General features: G+C 60.3%; 13 protein-coding genes and 2 tRNA genes. 14 read left to right on the top strand and 1 reads right to left on the bottom strand.

The window, feature by feature from the left end; translation table 11 throughout:
- Positions 1 to 22 precede the first annotated feature (22 nt).
- The 3 genes from carB to IAE39_RS05395 are packed head-to-tail and all read left to right on the top strand — an operon-like array spanning position 23 to position 4141.
- Positions 23 to 3244 (top strand): carbamoyl-phosphate synthase large subunit, encoded by a 3222-nt coding sequence (gene carB, locus IAE39_RS05405; RefSeq protein WP_201200028.1) that lies wholly within the window; start codon positions 23 to 25, stop codon positions 3242 to 3244.
- A complete protein-coding gene (gene greA, locus IAE39_RS05400) occupies positions 3241 to 3723 on the top strand; it encodes a transcription elongation factor GreA (RefSeq protein ID WP_189654514.1) in 483 nt (160 codons plus the stop codon). Before carB ends, greA begins: the two co-directional genes overlap by 4 nt.
- A complete protein-coding gene (locus IAE39_RS05395) occupies positions 3701 to 4141 on the top strand; it encodes an MFS transporter (RefSeq protein ID WP_085625696.1) in 441 nt (146 codons plus the stop codon). Before greA ends, IAE39_RS05395 begins: the two co-directional genes overlap by 23 nt.
- Positions 4142 to 4300: 159 nt before the next feature.
- Here the strand turns inward: IAE39_RS05395 and yhbY are convergent, their stop codons facing one another.
- The gene (gene yhbY / locus IAE39_RS05390; protein ID WP_003249945.1) at positions 4301 to 4609 is read right to left on the bottom strand and encodes a ribosome assembly RNA-binding protein YhbY; all 309 of its coding nucleotides are present in this window, start codon (positions 4607 to 4609) and stop codon (positions 4301 to 4303) included.
- Positions 4610 to 4711: 102 nt separating this feature from the next.
- Here yhbY and rlmE point away from each other — a divergent pair, with 102 nt between their 5' ends.
- The 11 genes from rlmE to infB all read left to right on the top strand — a co-directional run bounded on the left by rlmE (position 4712) and on the right by infB (position 15857).
- Positions 4712 to 5338 (top strand): 23S rRNA (uridine(2552)-2'-O)-methyltransferase RlmE, encoded by a 627-nt coding sequence (gene rlmE, locus IAE39_RS05385; protein ID WP_201200023.1) that lies wholly within the window; start codon positions 4712 to 4714, stop codon positions 5336 to 5338.
- Positions 5339 to 5541: 203 nt separating this feature from the next.
- Complete coding sequence (ftsH, locus tag IAE39_RS05380; protein ID WP_201200021.1) at positions 5542 to 7446, top strand: ATP-dependent zinc metalloprotease FtsH; 1905 nt, start codon at positions 5542 to 5544, stop codon at positions 7444 to 7446.
- Between the two features lie 8 nt (positions 7447 to 7454).
- Complete coding sequence (folP, locus tag IAE39_RS05375) at positions 7455 to 8306, top strand: dihydropteroate synthase (protein WP_201200016.1); 852 nt, start codon at positions 7455 to 7457, stop codon at positions 8304 to 8306.
- A gap of 16 nt (positions 8307 to 8322) precedes the next feature.
- Complete coding sequence (gene glmM / locus IAE39_RS05370; protein WP_201200015.1) at positions 8323 to 9663, top strand: phosphoglucosamine mutase; 1341 nt, start codon at positions 8323 to 8325, stop codon at positions 9661 to 9663.
- A gap of 65 nt (positions 9664 to 9728) precedes the next feature.
- On the top strand, positions 9729 to 10484 hold the full coding sequence (gene tpiA, locus IAE39_RS05365) for a triose-phosphate isomerase (protein WP_201200014.1): 756 nt from the start codon (positions 9729 to 9731) through the stop codon (positions 10482 to 10484).
- A 4-nt stretch (positions 10485 to 10488) separates the two neighbouring features.
- Complete coding sequence (gene secG, locus IAE39_RS05360; RefSeq protein ID WP_020193781.1) at positions 10489 to 10887, top strand: preprotein translocase subunit SecG; 399 nt, start codon at positions 10489 to 10491, stop codon at positions 10885 to 10887.
- Between the two features lie 21 nt (positions 10888 to 10908).
- A tRNA-Leu gene (locus IAE39_RS05355) sits at positions 10909 to 10994 on the top strand.
- Between the two features lie 100 nt (positions 10995 to 11094).
- Positions 11095 to 11171: transfer RNA gene (locus IAE39_RS05350), tRNA-Met, on the top strand.
- A gap of 130 nt (positions 11172 to 11301) precedes the next feature.
- On the top strand, positions 11302 to 11760 hold the full coding sequence (gene rimP / locus IAE39_RS05345) for a ribosome maturation factor RimP (RefSeq protein ID WP_009685348.1): 459 nt from the start codon (positions 11302 to 11304) through the stop codon (positions 11758 to 11760).
- 59 nt (positions 11761 to 11819) lie between these two features.
- On the top strand, positions 11820 to 13301 hold the full coding sequence (gene nusA / locus IAE39_RS05340) for a transcription termination factor NusA (protein WP_201200013.1): 1482 nt from the start codon (positions 11820 to 11822) through the stop codon (positions 13299 to 13301).
- 27 nt (positions 13302 to 13328) lie between these two features.
- Positions 13329 to 15857: a translation initiation factor IF-2 gene (infB, locus tag IAE39_RS05335; RefSeq protein WP_201200011.1), complete on the top strand. Its 2529-nt coding sequence runs from the start codon at positions 13329 to 13331 to the stop codon at positions 15855 to 15857.
- The last annotated feature ends 22 nt before the right edge of the window (positions 15858 to 15879 follow it).

The raw sequence follows: 15879 nt of genomic DNA, 5'->3' as shown, positions 1-15879 counted from the left end.
ACCCCGGATTTGAGTGACCACCATGCCAAAACGTACAGACATTAAAAGCATCCTGATTCTCGGCGCTGGCCCGATCGTGATCGGCCAGGCCTGCGAATTCGACTACTCCGGCGCCCAGGCCTGTAAAGCCCTGCGCGAGGAAGGTTTCCGCGTCATCCTGGTGAACTCCAACCCAGCCACCATCATGACCGACCCGGCCATGGCCGACGCCACCTACATCGAGCCGATCAAGTGGCAGTCGGTGGCCAAGATCATCGAGAAAGAGCGCCCGGACGCCGTCCTGCCGACCATGGGTGGCCAGACTGCCCTGAACTGCGCCCTGGACCTGGAGCGCCACGGCGTTCTGGAAAAGTTCGGCGTAGAGATGATCGGTGCCAACGCCGACACCATCGACAAGGCCGAAGACCGTTCGCGCTTCGACAAGGCCATGAAAGACATCGGCCTGGAGTGCCCACGCTCCGGTATCGCCCACAGCATGGAAGAGGCCAACGCGGTTCTCGAGAAGCTTGGCTTCCCATGCATTATCCGCCCGTCCTTCACCATGGGCGGCACCGGTGGTGGTATCGCCTACAACCGTGAAGAATTCGAAGAAATCTGCACCCGTGGTCTGGACCTGTCGCCGACCAAAGAGCTGCTGATCGACGAATCGCTGATCGGCTGGAAAGAGTACGAGATGGAAGTGGTCCGCGACAAAAAGGACAACTGCATCATCGTCTGCTCGATCGAGAACTTCGACCCGATGGGCGTGCACACCGGTGACTCGATCACGGTTGCCCCGGCGCAGACCCTGACCGACAAGGAATACCAGATCATGCGCAACGCCTCGCTGGCGGTGCTGCGTGAAATTGGTGTGGAAACCGGCGGTTCCAACGTGCAGTTCGGTATCTGCCCGAACACCGGCCGCATGGTGGTGATCGAGATGAACCCGCGTGTTTCGCGTTCGTCCGCCCTGGCTTCGAAAGCTACCGGCTTCCCGATTGCCAAGATCGCCGCCAAGCTGGCCATCGGCTATACCCTCGACGAACTGCAGAACGACATCACCGGCGGCCGCACCCCGGCGTCCTTCGAGCCGTCGATCGACTACGTCGTCACCAAGCTGCCACGCTTCGCCTTCGAGAAATTCCCGAAAGCCGACGCCCGCCTGACCACCCAGATGAAATCCGTGGGTGAAGTCATGGCCATCGGCCGTACCTTCCAGGAGTCCCTGCAGAAAGCCCTGCGCGGCCTGGAAGTAGGCGCCTGCGGCCTCGACCCGAAAGTCGACCTGGCCAGCGCTGAAGCTGCCAGCATCCTCAAGCGCGAACTGACCGTGCCAGGTGCCGAGCGTATCTGGTACGTCGCCGACGCAATGCGTTCGGGCATGACCTGCGAAGAAATCTTCAATCTGACCGGCATTGACATGTGGTTCCTGGTGCAGATGGAAGACCTGATCAAGGAAGAAGAGAAGGTCAAGACCCTGGCCCTGTCGGCGATCGACAAGGACTACATGCTGCGCCTCAAGCGCAAGGGCTTCTCTGACCAGCGCCTGGCTGTGCTGCTGGGTATCACCGACAAGAACCTGCGCCGTCACCGCCACAAGCTGGAAGTGTTCCCGGTGTACAAGCGCGTCGACACCTGTGCTGCCGAGTTCGCCACCGACACCGCCTACCTGTACTCCACCTACGAGGAAGAGTGCGAGGCCAACCCGTCGACCCGCGACAAGATCATGATCCTGGGTGGTGGCCCGAACCGTATCGGCCAAGGTATCGAGTTCGACTACTGCTGCGTACACGCAGCCCTGGCGCTGCGTGAAGATGGTTACGAGACCATCATGGTCAACTGCAACCCGGAAACCGTCTCCACCGACTACGACACCTCCGACCGCCTGTACTTCGAGCCGCTGACCCTGGAAGACGTGCTGGAAGTGTGCCGCGTCGAGAAGCCGAAAGGCGTCATCGTCCACTACGGCGGCCAGACCCCGCTGAAACTGGCTCGCGCCCTGGAAGAAGCCGGCGTACCGATCATCGGTACCAGCCCGGACGCCATTGACCGTGCCGAAGACCGTGAGCGCTTCCAGCAGATGGTTCAGCGCCTGAACCTGCTGCAGCCGCCAAACGCCACCGTACGCAGCGAAGAAGAAGCCATCCGCGCTGCTGGCAGCATCGGTTACCCGTTGGTGGTGCGCCCGTCCTACGTACTGGGCGGCCGTGCCATGGAAATCGTCTACGAACTGGACGAGCTCAAGCGCTACCTGCGTGAAGCGGTACAGGTTTCCAACGACAGCCCGGTACTGCTCGACCACTTCCTCAACTGCGCCATCGAGATGGACGTGGATGCGGTGTGCGACGGTACCGACGTGGTGATCGGCGCCATCATGCAGCACATCGAGCAGGCTGGCGTTCACTCCGGTGACTCGGCGTGCTCGCTGCCACCTTACTCGCTGAGCAAGGAAGTGCAGGACGAAGTCCGCGTACAGGTCAAGAAAATGGCCCTGGAGCTGGGCGTTGTCGGCCTGATGAACGTGCAGCTGGCCCTGCAGGGCGACAAGATCTACGTGATCGAAGTCAACCCGCGTGCTTCGCGTACCGTGCCATTCGTGTCCAAGTGCATCGGCACTTCCCTGGCCATGATCGCGGCCCGCGTCATGGCTGGCAAAACCCTGAAAGAGCTGGGCTTCACCCAGGAAATCATCCCGAACTTCTACAGCGTCAAGGAAGCCGTCTTCCCGTTCGCCAAGTTCCCGGGGGTTGACCCGATCCTCGGCCCTGAGATGAAATCGACCGGTGAAGTCATGGGCGTCGGTGACAGCTTCGGTGAAGCCTTCGCCAAGGCCCAGATGGGTGCCAGCGAAGTGCTGCCGACCGGCGGTACCGCGTTCATCAGCGTGCGTGACGACGACAAGCCACAAGTGGCTGGCGTTGCTCGCGACCTGATCGCCCTGGGCTTCGAAGTGGTTGCCACTGCCGGCACCGCCAAGGTTATCGAAGCGGCTGGCCTGAAAGTGCGCCGTGTGAACAAAGTGACCGAGGGTCGCCCGCACGTGGTCGACATGATCAAGAACGACGAAGTGTCGCTGATCATCAACACCACCGAAGGCCGCCAGTCGATCGCTGATTCCTACTCGATTCGTCGCAATGCGCTGCAGCACAAGATTTACTGCACCACTACCATTGCGGCTGGTGAAGCCATCTGCGAAGCGCTGAAATTTGGTCCGGAAAAGACCGTTCGCCGCTTGCAGGATCTGCATGCAGGACTCAAAGCATGAGCATTACCAAGTACCCGATGACCGTCCAGGGCGCTCGCGCCCTGGAAGAGGAGCACCTGTTCCTGAGCAAGACCGAGCGCCCGCGCCTTAGCCAGGCCATCGGTGAAGCGCGTGAACTGGGTGACCTCAAGGAAAACGCCGAATACCATGCCGCCCGCGAAGAGCAGGGCATGGTCGAGGCGCGTATCCGTGATATCGAAGGCCGCCTGCAGAACTCGGTGGTAATCGACGTGACCACCATTGCCCATACCGGTAAGGTCATTTTCGGTACCACCGTAGACCTGGAAAACACCGAAACCGGTGATCAGGTCACCTACCAGATCGTTGGCGAGGACGAAGCCGACATCAAGAAGGGCAAGCTCTCGGCCGGCGCGCCGATTGCCCGTGCCATCATCGGCAAGGAAGAAGGTGATATTGTCGTCGTCAAGACGCCTAGTGGCACGGTCGAGTACGAGATTGTCGAAGTCAAGCACATCTGACCGGCGCCTGCGGGCGCCATCCCTCGAGGGGATCCTCTGGCAACTGGCCCAGGTATTCTGGGTCGGTGGCCTGTGGGTGTTCCATGTGGGGCTGGTGCCTGCGCTCAAGGTCAGTGGCCTGGCGCCGCTGCTGGTGCAGGATATCGCCGGGCAGATCGACCGCTGGTTGATCGGCGTGGCGTTGCTTGGCTTGTTGACCCAGCTGGCAGTGCTGGCAAGGGTGGACGGCCTGGCGGCCTGGTGGCGGCAATTCCGTGGCCAGATGCTGTTGCTCGGCTTCGGCGCCTGCGTGGGGTATTACACCCTGCGCTACGGTATTTCCGTAGGCGAGCGCTGGCAGATGTTCTGCTTCCTGGTACTGGGCTTTTCCGGCATCGTGCTGGTGGCCCAGCCGGTGCCGGTCAAGGCCCGCCGCTAGCCCAGGCTGCCGCGGTCCCTTGTAGGGGCGGCCTTGTGTCGCGATGGGCTGCGAAGCAGCCCCCAGATATCAGCTTACCCACAGATATTGCAGGGGGCTGCTTCGCAGCCCATCGCGACACAAGGCCGCTCCTACACAGGAGTCGCGCTATCCTTGCCGTTACTTGTAACGGTGGATGTTGGACAGCTGCTTGTTAGGCTGCGGGTTCTTGCGGTAGATCAGGGCTTTCTTGCCGATGGTCTGCACCAGTTCGGCGCGGCCGGCCTTGCACAGCTCGGCAATGGTCTCGGCACGTTCTTCGCGATCTTCCGAACGGATTTCGACCTTGATCAGTTCGTGGTCGACCAGCGCGCGCTCCAGTTCGGCGATGACGCCTTCATTCAAACCGTTGCCAGCAACGATCAGGACCGGCTTCAGGTCATGACCAATGGACTTGTATTGCTTCTTCTGCTCGTTATTGAGCGGCATAATCTGACCCTTTCCGTCTGATTCTGTAAAATTGACCGGCATTTTACCCGAGGGCCACCGGCTCCGCCCAGTCAATCACGACGCATATCATCGAGGTGCCCCGTGGTACAACGTTCCAAAAGCAGCGCAAACTGGCTGCGCGAGCATTTCAACGATCCTTTTGTGAAACAGGCACAGAAGGATGGCTACCGCTCGCGTGCGAGCTACAAACTGCTGGAGATCCAGGAGAAAGACCGCCTGATTCGCCCCGGCATGAGTGTAATCGACCTTGGCGCGGCCCCTGGGGGCTGGTCGCAGGTGACCAGTCGTCTGATTGGTGGCCAGGGCCGCCTGATCGCTTCCGACATCCTGGAAATGGACTCGATCCCTGACGTGACCTTCATTCAGGGCGACTTCACCGATGACGCCGTGCTGCAGCAGATTCTGCAGGCGGTCGGCGATTCTCATGTAGACCTTGTGATTTCCGACATGGCCCCCAATATGAGTGGTACGCCCGAAGTGGACATGCCGCGCGCCATGTTCCTCTGCGAGCTGGCCCTGGACCTGGCAACCCGCGTGTTGAAGCCTGGCGGTGATTTCCTGATCAAGATCTTCCAGGGTGAAGGCTTCGACATGTACCTGAAGGATGTGCGCACCAAGTTCGACAAGGTGCAGATGCGCAAGCCGTCCTCTTCGCGGGATCGTTCGCGTGAGCAGTACTTGTTGGGCAAAGGTTTCAAAGGCGCTTGAAAGGCGTGAAGCGTGGTGGCTGATAGTTATTTCCAATCGGCCACCGCGTCAGGATCGTCCGAACTTCGTGTAGTCTAGCTTTCACAAAGGGTTACAGACGGTGCCTGCGGCTGCGTAGGTAATGTAGTAAGTTAGGGCGATGAATATCATGCGAGGCACGGCTGCGTCGTGCGCCGGCCTCAGAGGGTAGCGAATTGAACGACATGGCAAAGAATCTGATCCTGTGGTTGATCATCGCAGCTGTCCTGGTGACAGTGATGAACAACTTCTCCAGCCCTAACGAGCCGCAGACCCTCAACTACTCCGACTTCATCCAGCAGGTCAAGGATGGCAAGGTCGAGCGTGTGACCGTCGATGGCTACATCATTACCGGCAAGCGCGCTGACGGCGACAGCTTCAAGACCGTGCGCCCGGCCATTACCGACAATGGCCTGATCGGCGACCTGGTCGACAATCACGTGGTCGTCGAAGGCAAGCAGCCCGAGCAGCAGAGCATCTGGACGCAGCTGTTGGTGGCGAGCTTCCCGATCCTGGTGATCATTGCCGTGTTCATGTTCTTCATGCGCCAGATGCAAGGCGGTGCAGGCGGCAAGGGCGGGCCGATGAGTTTCGGCAAGAGCAAGGCGCGCCTGCTGTCCGAAGACCAGGTCAAGACTACCCTGGCTGATGTCGCCGGTTGCGACGAGGCCAAGGAAGAGGTTGGCGAGCTGGTCGAGTTCCTGCGCGACCCGGGCAAGTTCCAGCGCCTGGGTGGCCGTATCCCGCGTGGCGTGCTGATGGTCGGCCCGCCGGGTACCGGTAAGACCCTGCTGGCCAAGGCGATTGCTGGCGAAGCGAAAGTACCGTTCTTCACCATTTCCGGTTCGGACTTCGTGGAAATGTTCGTCGGTGTCGGTGCCAGCCGTGTGCGCGACATGTTCGAGCAGGCCAAGAAGCACGCCCCGTGCATCATCTTCATCGACGAGATCGACGCCGTGGGTCGCCACCGTGGCGCCGGCATGGGCGGTGGTCACGACGAGCGTGAGCAAACCCTCAACCAGTTGCTGGTAGAGATGGACGGCTTCGAGATGAACGATGGCATCATCGTCATTGCTGCCACCAACCGCCCGGACGTACTCGACCCCGCACTGTTGCGCCCTGGCCGTTTCGACCGCCAGGTGGTAGTCGGCCTGCCGGACATTCGTGGTCGTGAGCAGATTCTCAAGGTACACATGCGTAAGGTGCCAGTTGGCGAAAACGTCAACCCGGCCGTCATCGCTCGTGGTACTCCGGGCTTCTCCGGTGCCGACCTGGCCAACCTGGTCAACGAAGCATCGCTGTTTGCCGCACGCTCCAACAAGCGCCTGGTCGAAATGAAAGAGTTCGAACTGGCCAAGGACAAGATCATGATGGGCGCCGAGCGCAAGACCATGGTCATGTCCGAAAAGGAAAAGCGCAACACGGCCTATCACGAGGCTGGTCACGCCATTGTTGGTCGCCTGGTGCCTGAGCACGATCCGGTCTACAAGGTTTCGATCATCCCGCGTGGTCGCGCCTTGGGTGTGACCATGTTCCTGCCGGAAGAGGACCGCTACAGCCTGTCCAAGCGTGCGCTGATCAGCCAGATCTGCTCGCTCTACGGTGGCCGAATTGCCGAAGAGATGACCCTGGGCTTCGATGGCGTGACGACTGGCGCGTCCAACGACATCATGCGTGCCAGCCAGATCGCGCGCAACATGGTCACCAAGTGGGGCCTGTCCGAGAAGCTCGGCCCGCTGATGTATGCAGAAGAAGAGGGTGAGGTGTTCCTCGGCCGCAGTGCCGGTAGCCAGCACGCCAGTGTGTCCGGCGAAACGGCCAAGCTGATCGACTCCGAGGTGCGCAGCATCATCGATCAGTGTTACGCCACGGCCAAACAGCTGCTGATCGATAATCGCGACAAGCTCGAAGCGATGACCGAAGCGCTGATGAAGTATGAGACCATTGATGCCGATCAGATCGACGACATCATGGCCGGGCGTACGCCGCGTGAGCCGCGTGACTGGGACGATGACAAGGATTCGGGCACGCCTGCTGCCCAGAATGATCGTCCGGAATCGCCAATCGGCGGCCCGGCAGCTCAACACTAAGGGCATCTATGAGCTCAGTGCAGTACCCGACCCGGTTGCCTTGCGGCAACCGGGTTCTTGATTTGTCACGTACCCATGTCATGGGTATTCTCAATATCACCCCCGATTCCTTCTCCGATGGCGGGCGCTTCAACCAGCGCGACGAGGCCTTGCGCCATGCCGAGGCGATGGCTGCCGCTGGCGCCACGCTGATCGACATCGGTGGCGAATCCACCCGCCCGGGGGCACGTGCCGTTTCGGTGACCGAAGAGCTGGAGCGCGTGGCGCCCATGGTCGAGGCAATCAACAGCCGTCTCGATGTGGTCATCTCGGTCGATACCTCGACGCCAGCCGTCATGCGGGAGTCTGCGCGCCTTGGTGCCGGGCTGATCAACGACGTGCGTGGCCTGGAGCGTGATGGCGCCCTGGATGCTGCTGCCGCTACCGGCCTGCCGGTGTGCCTGATGCATATGCGTGGCGAGCCGGGCAACATGCAGGACGATCCGCATTACGACGATGTGACGGCCGACGTTGCGCGCTATCTTGAACAGCGTATGGCCGCTTGCGCATCGGCAGGCATCCCGGCGGAACGCATCATCCTTGACCCGGGCTTCGGTTTCGCCAAGACGCTGGCGCACAACCTGAGCCTGTTCAAACACATGGAAGCGCTCTATCGCCTTGGGCGCCCGCTGCTGGTGGGTGTTTCACGAAAGAGCATGATCGGCCTGACGCTGGAACGTCCGGTTGGTGAGCGCTTGTACGGCAGCCTGGCGCTGGCAGCCTTGGCCATGACCAAGGGCGCGAGCATCCTGCGTGTCCATGACGTGGCCGAAACTGTCGATGTCGTGCGCATGATCGCTGCAGTGCAAAACGCCGAATAAGAACATTGGAGTCCCTATGAGCAGAAAATACTTTGGTACCGACGGCATTCGTGGCCGCGTCGGCGAATACCCGATCACACCGGACTTCATGCTGAAGCTTGGCTGGGCGGCCGGCATGGCCTTCCGCAAGCTGGGCCACTGTCGGGTACTGGTAGGCAAGGACACGCGTATTTCGGGCTACATGTTCGAGTCCGCCCTCGAAGCCGGCCTGTCGGCGGCAGGTGCCGATGTGATGCTGCTGGGGCCGATGCCGACACCAGCCATCGCCTACCTGACGCGTACCTTCCATGCTGAGGCCGGTATCGTCATCAGTGCCTCGCACAACCCGCACGACGACAACGGCATCAAGTTCTTCTCGGGCCAGGGCACCAAGCTGCCGGATGAAGTCGAGCTGATGATCGAGGAACTGCTCGACCAGCCGATGACCGTTGTCGAGTCGAGCAAGCTGGGCAAGGTTTCGCGCATCAACGATGCCGCGGGCCGCTACATCGAGTTCTGCAAGAGCAGCGTACCGAGCAGCACCAGCTTCGAAGGCCTCAAGCTGGTGGTTGATTGCGCCCATGGCGCTACCTACAAGGTCGCGCCAAGCGTATTCCGCGAACTGGGTGCCGACGTTACGGTGCTGCATGCCCAGCCGGACGGCCTGAACATCAACGAAGGCTGCGGCTCGACCCATATCGAATCGCTGCAGGCTGCCGTGCTGGTAGGCCATGCCGACCTCGGTATCGCCTTCGACGGTGACGGCGATCGCGTGCTGATGGTCGACCACACTGGCGCCATCGTCGATGGTGACGAACTGCTGTTCATCATCGCCCGCGATCTGCATGAACGTGGGAAGCTGCAGGGCGGGGTGGTGGGTACGCTCATGAGCAACCTGGGCCTTGAGCTTGCGCTGAAAGACCTGGATATCCCGTTTGTGCGGGCCAAGGTCGGCGACCGTTACGTCATGGCCGAGCTGCTGGAGCGTGAGTGGCTGATCGGTGGTGAAAACTCTGGCCACGTCGTGTGCTGCAACCACACCACCACCGGTGACGCGATCATCGCTGCGCTGCAGGTACTGATGGCGCTCAAGCGCCGTGGCGAGACCCTGTCCCAGGCCCGTCAGGCCCTGCGCAAGTGCCCGCAGGTGCTGATCAATGTGCGCTTCGGGGCGAGCAAGGTCGACCCGCTGGAGCACCCGGCAGTCAAGGAAGCCAGCGCCAAGGTCACCGAGGCACTGGCCGGTCGTGGGCGTGTGCTGTTGCGCAAATCCGGCACCGAGCCGCTGGTGCGGGTCATGGTCGAGGGTGAAGACGAAACCCAGGTACGCGGCCATGCGGAAGCACTGGCCAAACTGGTCAGCGAAGTTTGTGTCTGAAGGCGCTTGCCAGCGCAGATCTGGTTGGGTAAGATCTGCGCCCACTTTGACCGACGAGGTAAAGCATGCGTCGCCCTATGGTAGCTGGTAACTGGAAGATGCACGGTACCCGCGCTAGCGTCGCTGAGCTGACCGAAGGCTTGAGCAATCTCGCCTTGCCGAGCGGAGTGGAAGTCGCAGTATTTCCACCGGCCCTGTTCATCAATCAAGTGGTTGATGGCCTGGCAGGTAAAGAAATTACTGTCGGCGCACAGAATTCTGCTGTACAACCCGAACAGGGTGCGCTGACCGGGGAAGTTGCTCCCGAGCAGCTGGTTGAAGCAGGTTGCAAGTTGGTGTTGATTGGTCACTCGGAGCGCCGCCAGATCATTGGCGAAACCGACGAAGTGCTCAATCGCAAGTTTGCAGCGGCCCAGGCCAAAGGTTTGAAGCCAGTGCTTTGCATCGGGGAAACCCTTGAAGAGCGCGAGGCAGGCAAAACGCTCGAAGTTGTCGGGCGTCAACTAAGCAGTATCATCGAAGCATTCGGTGTTAAGGCTTTTGCCAATGCAGTAATTGCCTATGAGCCTGTATGGGCCATCGGCACCGGCCTTACGGCCACGCCACAGCAGGCCCAGGATGTGCACGCCGCCATCCGCGGCCAGCTGGCGGCAGAAGATGCTGAAGTGGCTGCGAAGGTGCAGTTGCTCTACGGCGGCAGCGTGAAGGCGGCCAATGCGGCCGAACTGTTCGGCATGCCGGATATCGATGGGGGTCTCATTGGTGGGGCTTCCCTGAACGCAGACGAATTCGGTGCAATTTGTCGCGCCGCAGGAAACTGAACAAATGCTGGAAACAGTCATCGTTGTTTTTCATCTGTTGGCAGCGCTGTCGCTTGTAGTGCTGGTTCTGTTGCAACAGGGTAAAGGTGCTGAAGCAGGTGCATCTTTCGGCGCGGGTGCTTCTAATACCGTGTTCGGGAGCCAAGGCTCTGCAACGTTCCTGAGTAAATTAACTGCTATACTCGCTGCCACTTTCTTTTTGACAGCACTTGGGTTAGGATACTTCGCGAAGCAACAAGCTCACCAGCTTAGCCAAGCAGGTCTTCCAGATCCAGCGGTGCTAGAAGTGAAAGAGCCGCAGAAACCGGCAGTTAATGATGATGTACCGGTGCTCCAGCAGCAGAAGAGCGAAACCACCAATAACACTGGTGATGTACCTCCTCCGGCCCAAGAGCAGAAGTAACGGGTTTCAAGTAGTAGTATTGCCGAGGTGGTGGAATTGGTAGACACGCAACCTTGAGGTGGTTGTGCCCATAGGGTGTAGGGGTTCGAGTCCCCTTCTCGGTACCAATTGAAGCTTGAGAGCCCGCTTTAGCGGGCTTTCTTGCAGGTGAAGGTTTAGGTTTGACCCTCAACAGGGTTCGGTCTTATACTTTCGCCCCAGCTTTGTCGCGGGGTGGAGCAGCTTGGTAGCTCGTCGGGCTCATAACCCGAAGGTCGTTGGTTCAAATCCAGCCCCCGCAACCAGCTTCAGCGGAGCCCCTTTTCAGGGGCTTTTTGCTAACCGAACAGTTTTCGGCGTCGTTGTCCAACGGCGCTTTCAGGGATGGGCGCTTCGCCCATTTTTTATTTGCACAGCATGCACGAGGGGGTTCAGGTGTCGAGCAAGCTAGAACAGTTGCAGGCCTTGTTGGCCCCGGTTGTCGAGGGTCTGGGCTATCAGTGCTGGGGGATCGAGTTCGTTTCCCAGGGTAAGCATTCGGTACTGCGCATCTACATCGACAAGGAAGGCGGCATTCTGGTGGACGACTGCGAAGCAGTCAGCCGTCAGGCCAGCGCCATTCTCGATGTGGAAGATCCAATCAGCAGTGAGTACACCCTCGAGGTGTCTTCTCCAGGCATGGATCGCCCACTGTTCACTCTGGAACAGTTTGCCTCGCATGCCGGCGAACAAGTGAAGATCAAGCTGCGCTCACCCTTCGAGGGTCGTCGTAACTTCCAGGGCCTTCTCCGCGGTGTGGAGGAGCAGGACGTGGTGGTCCAGGTGGACAACCAGGAATTCCTTCTGCCGATCGACTCGATCGACAAGGCCAATATTATTCCCAGTTTTGACTGAGACGTGCCGGGCCCGGCGGACTATCCGGGCCCAATGGCTTGCGCAAGGCGAGGCGTACGATGAGCAAAGAAGTACTGCTGGTTGTTGAATCGGTATCCAACGAAAAAGGTGTACCGCCCGGCGTCATTTTCGAAGCGCTGGAAGTGGCCCTGGCCACTGCAACCAAAAAACGTTTTGAGGACGAAGTCGACCTGCGTGTGGAAATCAACCGCCACACCGGTAGCTACGAGACTTTCCGTCGCTGGACCGTGGTCGACGAAAACGACCTGGACGATCCGGCGATCGAAACCTGGCTGGACAAGATCAAGGACACTCACCCGGAAGCGAAAATCGGTGACGTGATCGAAGAAAAGATCGAGTCCATCGAGTTCGGCCGTATCGCCGCGCAGACCGCCAAGCAGGTCATCGTGCAGAAGGTCCGTGAGGCCGAGCGCGCCCAGGTGGTCGATGCCTACCGCGAACGCGTTGGCGAGATCATCTCCGGTACCGTGAAAAAGGTTACCCGCGACAACGTCATCGTTGACCTGGGCAACAATGCCGAGGCCTTGCTGGCCCGCGAAGACATCATTCCGCGCGAAACCTTCCGTGTTGGCGTGCGCCTGCGTGCGCTGCTCAAGGAAATTCGCACTGAAAACCGTGGCCCTCAGCTGATCCTGTCGCGCACTGCGCCACAGATGCTGATCGAGCTTTTCCGCATTGAAGTGCCGGAAATTGCCGAGGGCCTGATCGAAGTCATGGCTGCTTCCCGTGATCCGGGTTCGCGAGCCAAGATCGCCGTCCGCTCCAAGGACAAGCGCATTGACCCGCAAGGTGCCTGTATCGGCATGCGTGGTTCGCGCGTCCAGGCCGTATCCGGGGAGCTGGGTGGTGAGCGTGTGGATATCGTCCTGTGGGACGATAACCCGGCGCAGTTCGTCATCAACGCCATGTCGCCGGCTGAAGTCGCGGCGATCATCGTTGATGAAGATGCCCATGCCATGGACATCGCCGTCGCCGAGGACAACCTGGCCCAGGCCATTGGCCGTGGCGGTCAGAACGTTCGTCTTGCCAGTCAGCTGACCGGCTGGACACTGAACGTGATGACCGAGAAGGACATTCAGGCCAAGCAACAGGCCGAAACCGGTGACATCCTGCGCAACTTCATCGATGAACTGGAAGTCGACGAGGAGCTGGCCCAAGTGCTGGTCGACGAAGGCTTCACCAGCCTCGAAGAAATTGCCTACGTACCGTTGGAAGAAATGCTCAACATCGATGGCTTTGACGAAGATATCGTCAATGAGCTCCGCGCTCGAGCCAAGGACCGTTTGTTGACCAAGGCCATCGCTACCGAAGAAAAACTGGCAGACGCCCACCCGGCCGAAGACCTGCTCTCCCTTGAGGGCATGGACAAGGACCTGGCGGCTGAACTGGCGGTGCGCGGCGTGGTTAACCGCGAAGACCTGGCCGAGCAGTCGATCGACGATCTGCTCGACATCGACGGCATCGACGAAGAGCGTGCCGGCAAGTTGATCATGGCCGCCCGAGCCCACTGGTTCGAGTAATTAGGCGCGGCCTGAGGAGAGAAGTGCATGACGCAAGTCACGGTGAAAGAACTGGCCCAAGAGGTCGAGGCACCGGTAGAGCGCCTGCTGCAGCAGATGCGTGAGGCAGGTCTGCCGCACACCGACGCCGGTCAGGTAGTGACCGACAATGAGAAGCAGACCCTGCTGACTCATTTGAAAAGCAGCCACAAGAGCAAGGCGGAAGAGCCGCGCAAGATTACCTTGCAGCGCAAAACCACCAGCACCCTGCGTGTCGCCGGTAGCAAGAGCATCAGCGTAGAAGTACGCAAGAAGAAAGTTTTCGTTCAGCGCAGCCCGGAAGAAATCCAGGCTGAGCAGAAGCGTGAGCTGGAAGAACGCCGCGCGGCTGAAAATGCCGCTCGCGACAAGGTCGAAGCTGAAGTTCGCCAGCGCAACGAGGAACAGGCTCGCCGTCAGGCGGCCGAAGCCCCGGCTGCTGCCCCTGCGCCTGCCGCCAAGCCTGCGCCAGCCCCTGCTGCTGCAGCGGCCCCTGTGGTCGCTGACGCACCTGCGTCCGAAGACGCCGCAGCCCGTGCTGCCGAGCGCAAGAAGGACGAGACCCGTCGCAACGAAAGCCGCACCCGTGATGACGACCGTCGTCGTGGCGAGGCCCCTCGTGTGTCGATCAAGGTCAAGGTGAAGGAGAAGGAAAAGGCGCCGACGCCACGTGCCGCTCCGCGCACTACCGACGAAGAGAGCGATGGCGCTCGTCGCGGTCGTGGTGGCAAGAGCAAGCTGAAAAAGCGTAACCAGCACGGCTTCCAGAACCCGACCGGTCCTGTCATCCGTGACGTGACCATCGGCGAAACCATCACGGTTTCCGAGCTGGCCAACCAGATGTCCGTGAAGGGCGCTGAAGTGGTCAAGTTCATGTTCAAGATGGGTACCCCGGTTACCATCAACCAGGTACTCGACCAGGAAACCGCTCAGCTGATCGCCGAAGAGCTGGGCCACAAGGTCACCCTGGTCAGCGATACCGCCCTGGAAGACTCCCTGGCCGAATCGCTGAAGTTCGAAGGCCAGACCGAGTCGCGCGCGCCGGTGGTTACCGTCATGGGTCACGTTGACCATGGCAAGACCTCGCTGCTCGACTACATCCGTCGTGCCAAGGTTGCTGCTGGCGAAGCCGGTGGTATCACCCAGCACATCGGCGCCTACCACGTGGAAACCGACCGCGGCATGGTCACCTTCCTCGATACCCCAGGCCACGCTGCGTTTACCCAGATGCGTGCCCGTGGTGCCAAGGCGACCGACATCGTCATCCTGGTGGTGGCGGCGGACGACGGCGTGATGCCGCAAACCCGTGAAGCGGTGCAGCATGCCAAGGCAGCTGGCGTTCCACTGGTTGTTGCAGTGAACAAGATCGACAAGCCGGGTGCCGACCTCGATCGCATCCGTAACGAGCTGTCGGTCGAAGGCGTGACCTCCGAGGACTGGGGTGGTGACACGCCATTCGTCAAGGTTTCGGCGAAGATGGGTACCGGTGTAGACGAACTGCTCGAAGCCGTTCTGCTGCAGGCCGAGATCCTTGAGCTGAAGGCTACCCCGACCGCTCCAGGTCGTGGCGTTGTGGTCGAGTCGCGCCTGGACAAGGGCCGTGGCCCAGTGGCAACCATCCTGGTTCAGGACGGTACCCTGCGTCAGGGCGACATGGTCCTGTGCGGTTCCAACTATGGCCGTGTACGTGCCATGCTCGACGAGAACGGCAAGCCTGTGAAGGAAGCCGGCCCGTCGATCCCGGTCGAGATCCTCGGCCTGGACGGTACCCCGGAAGCCGGTGACGAGCTGTCGGTGGTGGCTGACGAGAAGAAAGCCCGCGAAGTTGCCCTGTTCCGTCAAGGCAAATACCGCGAGGTCAAGCTGGCCCGTGCTCACGCCGGCAAGCTGGAAAACATCTTCGAGACCATGGGTCAGGAAGAGAAGAAAACCCTCAACATCGTTCTCAAGACCGATGTGCGCGGTTCTCTGGAAGCACTGCAGGGCTCGCTCGGCGGCCTGGGCAACGACGAAGTGCAAGTGCGCGTGATTGGTGGTGGTGTCGGTGGTATCACCGAGAGCGACGCCAACCTGGCACTGGCTTCGAACGCAGTACTGTTCGGCTTCAACGTGCGTGCCGATGCCGGCGCGCGCAAGATCGTCGAGCAGGAAGGTCTGGATATGCGTTACTACAACGTGATCTACGACATCATCGAAGACGTCAAGAAAGCCCTGACCGGTATGCTCGGCAGCGATGTTCGCGAGAACATCCTGGGTGTCGCCGAAGTACGTGACGTGTTCCGTTCGCCGAAGTTCGGCGCCATCGCTGGCTGTATGGTCATCGAGGGTACCGTGTACCGCAACCGTCCGATCCGCGTACTGCGCGACGACGTTGTGATCTTCGAAGGCGAACTGGAATCGCTGCGTCGCTTCAAGGACGACGCTTCCGAAGTGCGTTCGGGTATGGAGTGCGGTATTGGCGTCAAGAGCTACAACGACGTCAAGGTCGGCGACAAGATCGAAGTCTTCGAGAAAGTCCAGGTGGCTCGTACCCTTTAAGGGCGAGCAAGCCGCAAGCGCC

Source organism: Pseudomonas sp. S37, from assembly GCF_016658545.1.
Taxonomy (GTDB): Bacteria; Pseudomonadota; Gammaproteobacteria; order Pseudomonadales; family Pseudomonadaceae; genus Aquipseudomonas.
Note: the sequence above shows the minus strand (reverse complement) of the source record. Positions and strands in the feature narration are given on the sequence as shown.

Bases quoted from the DNA above. Each gene is read 5' to 3' on its own strand.
- carB (WP_201200028.1), top strand. From the start codon at position 23: ATGCCAAAACGTACAGACATTAAAAGCATCCTGATTCTCGGCGCTGGC.
- greA (WP_189654514.1), top strand. From the start codon at position 3,241: ATGAGCATTACCAAGTACCCGATGACCGTCCAGGGCGCTCGCGCCCTG.
- yhbY (WP_003249945.1), bottom strand. From the start codon at position 4,609: ATGCCGCTCAATAACGAGCAGAAGAAGCAATACAAGTCCATTGGTCAT.
- ftsH (WP_201200021.1), top strand. From the start codon at position 5,542: ATGGCAAAGAATCTGATCCTGTGGTTGATCATCGCAGCTGTCCTGGTG.
- folP (WP_201200016.1), top strand. From the start codon at position 7,455: ATGAGCTCAGTGCAGTACCCGACCCGGTTGCCTTGCGGCAACCGGGTT.
- glmM (WP_201200015.1), top strand. From the start codon at position 8,323: ATGAGCAGAAAATACTTTGGTACCGACGGCATTCGTGGCCGCGTCGGC.
- tpiA (WP_201200014.1), top strand. From the start codon at position 9,729: ATGCGTCGCCCTATGGTAGCTGGTAACTGGAAGATGCACGGTACCCGC.
- secG (WP_020193781.1), top strand. From the start codon at position 10,489: ATGCTGGAAACAGTCATCGTTGTTTTTCATCTGTTGGCAGCGCTGTCG.
- nusA (WP_201200013.1), top strand. From the start codon at position 11,820: ATGAGCAAAGAAGTACTGCTGGTTGTTGAATCGGTATCCAACGAAAAA.
- infB (WP_201200011.1), top strand. From the start codon at position 13,329: ATGACGCAAGTCACGGTGAAAGAACTGGCCCAAGAGGTCGAGGCACCG.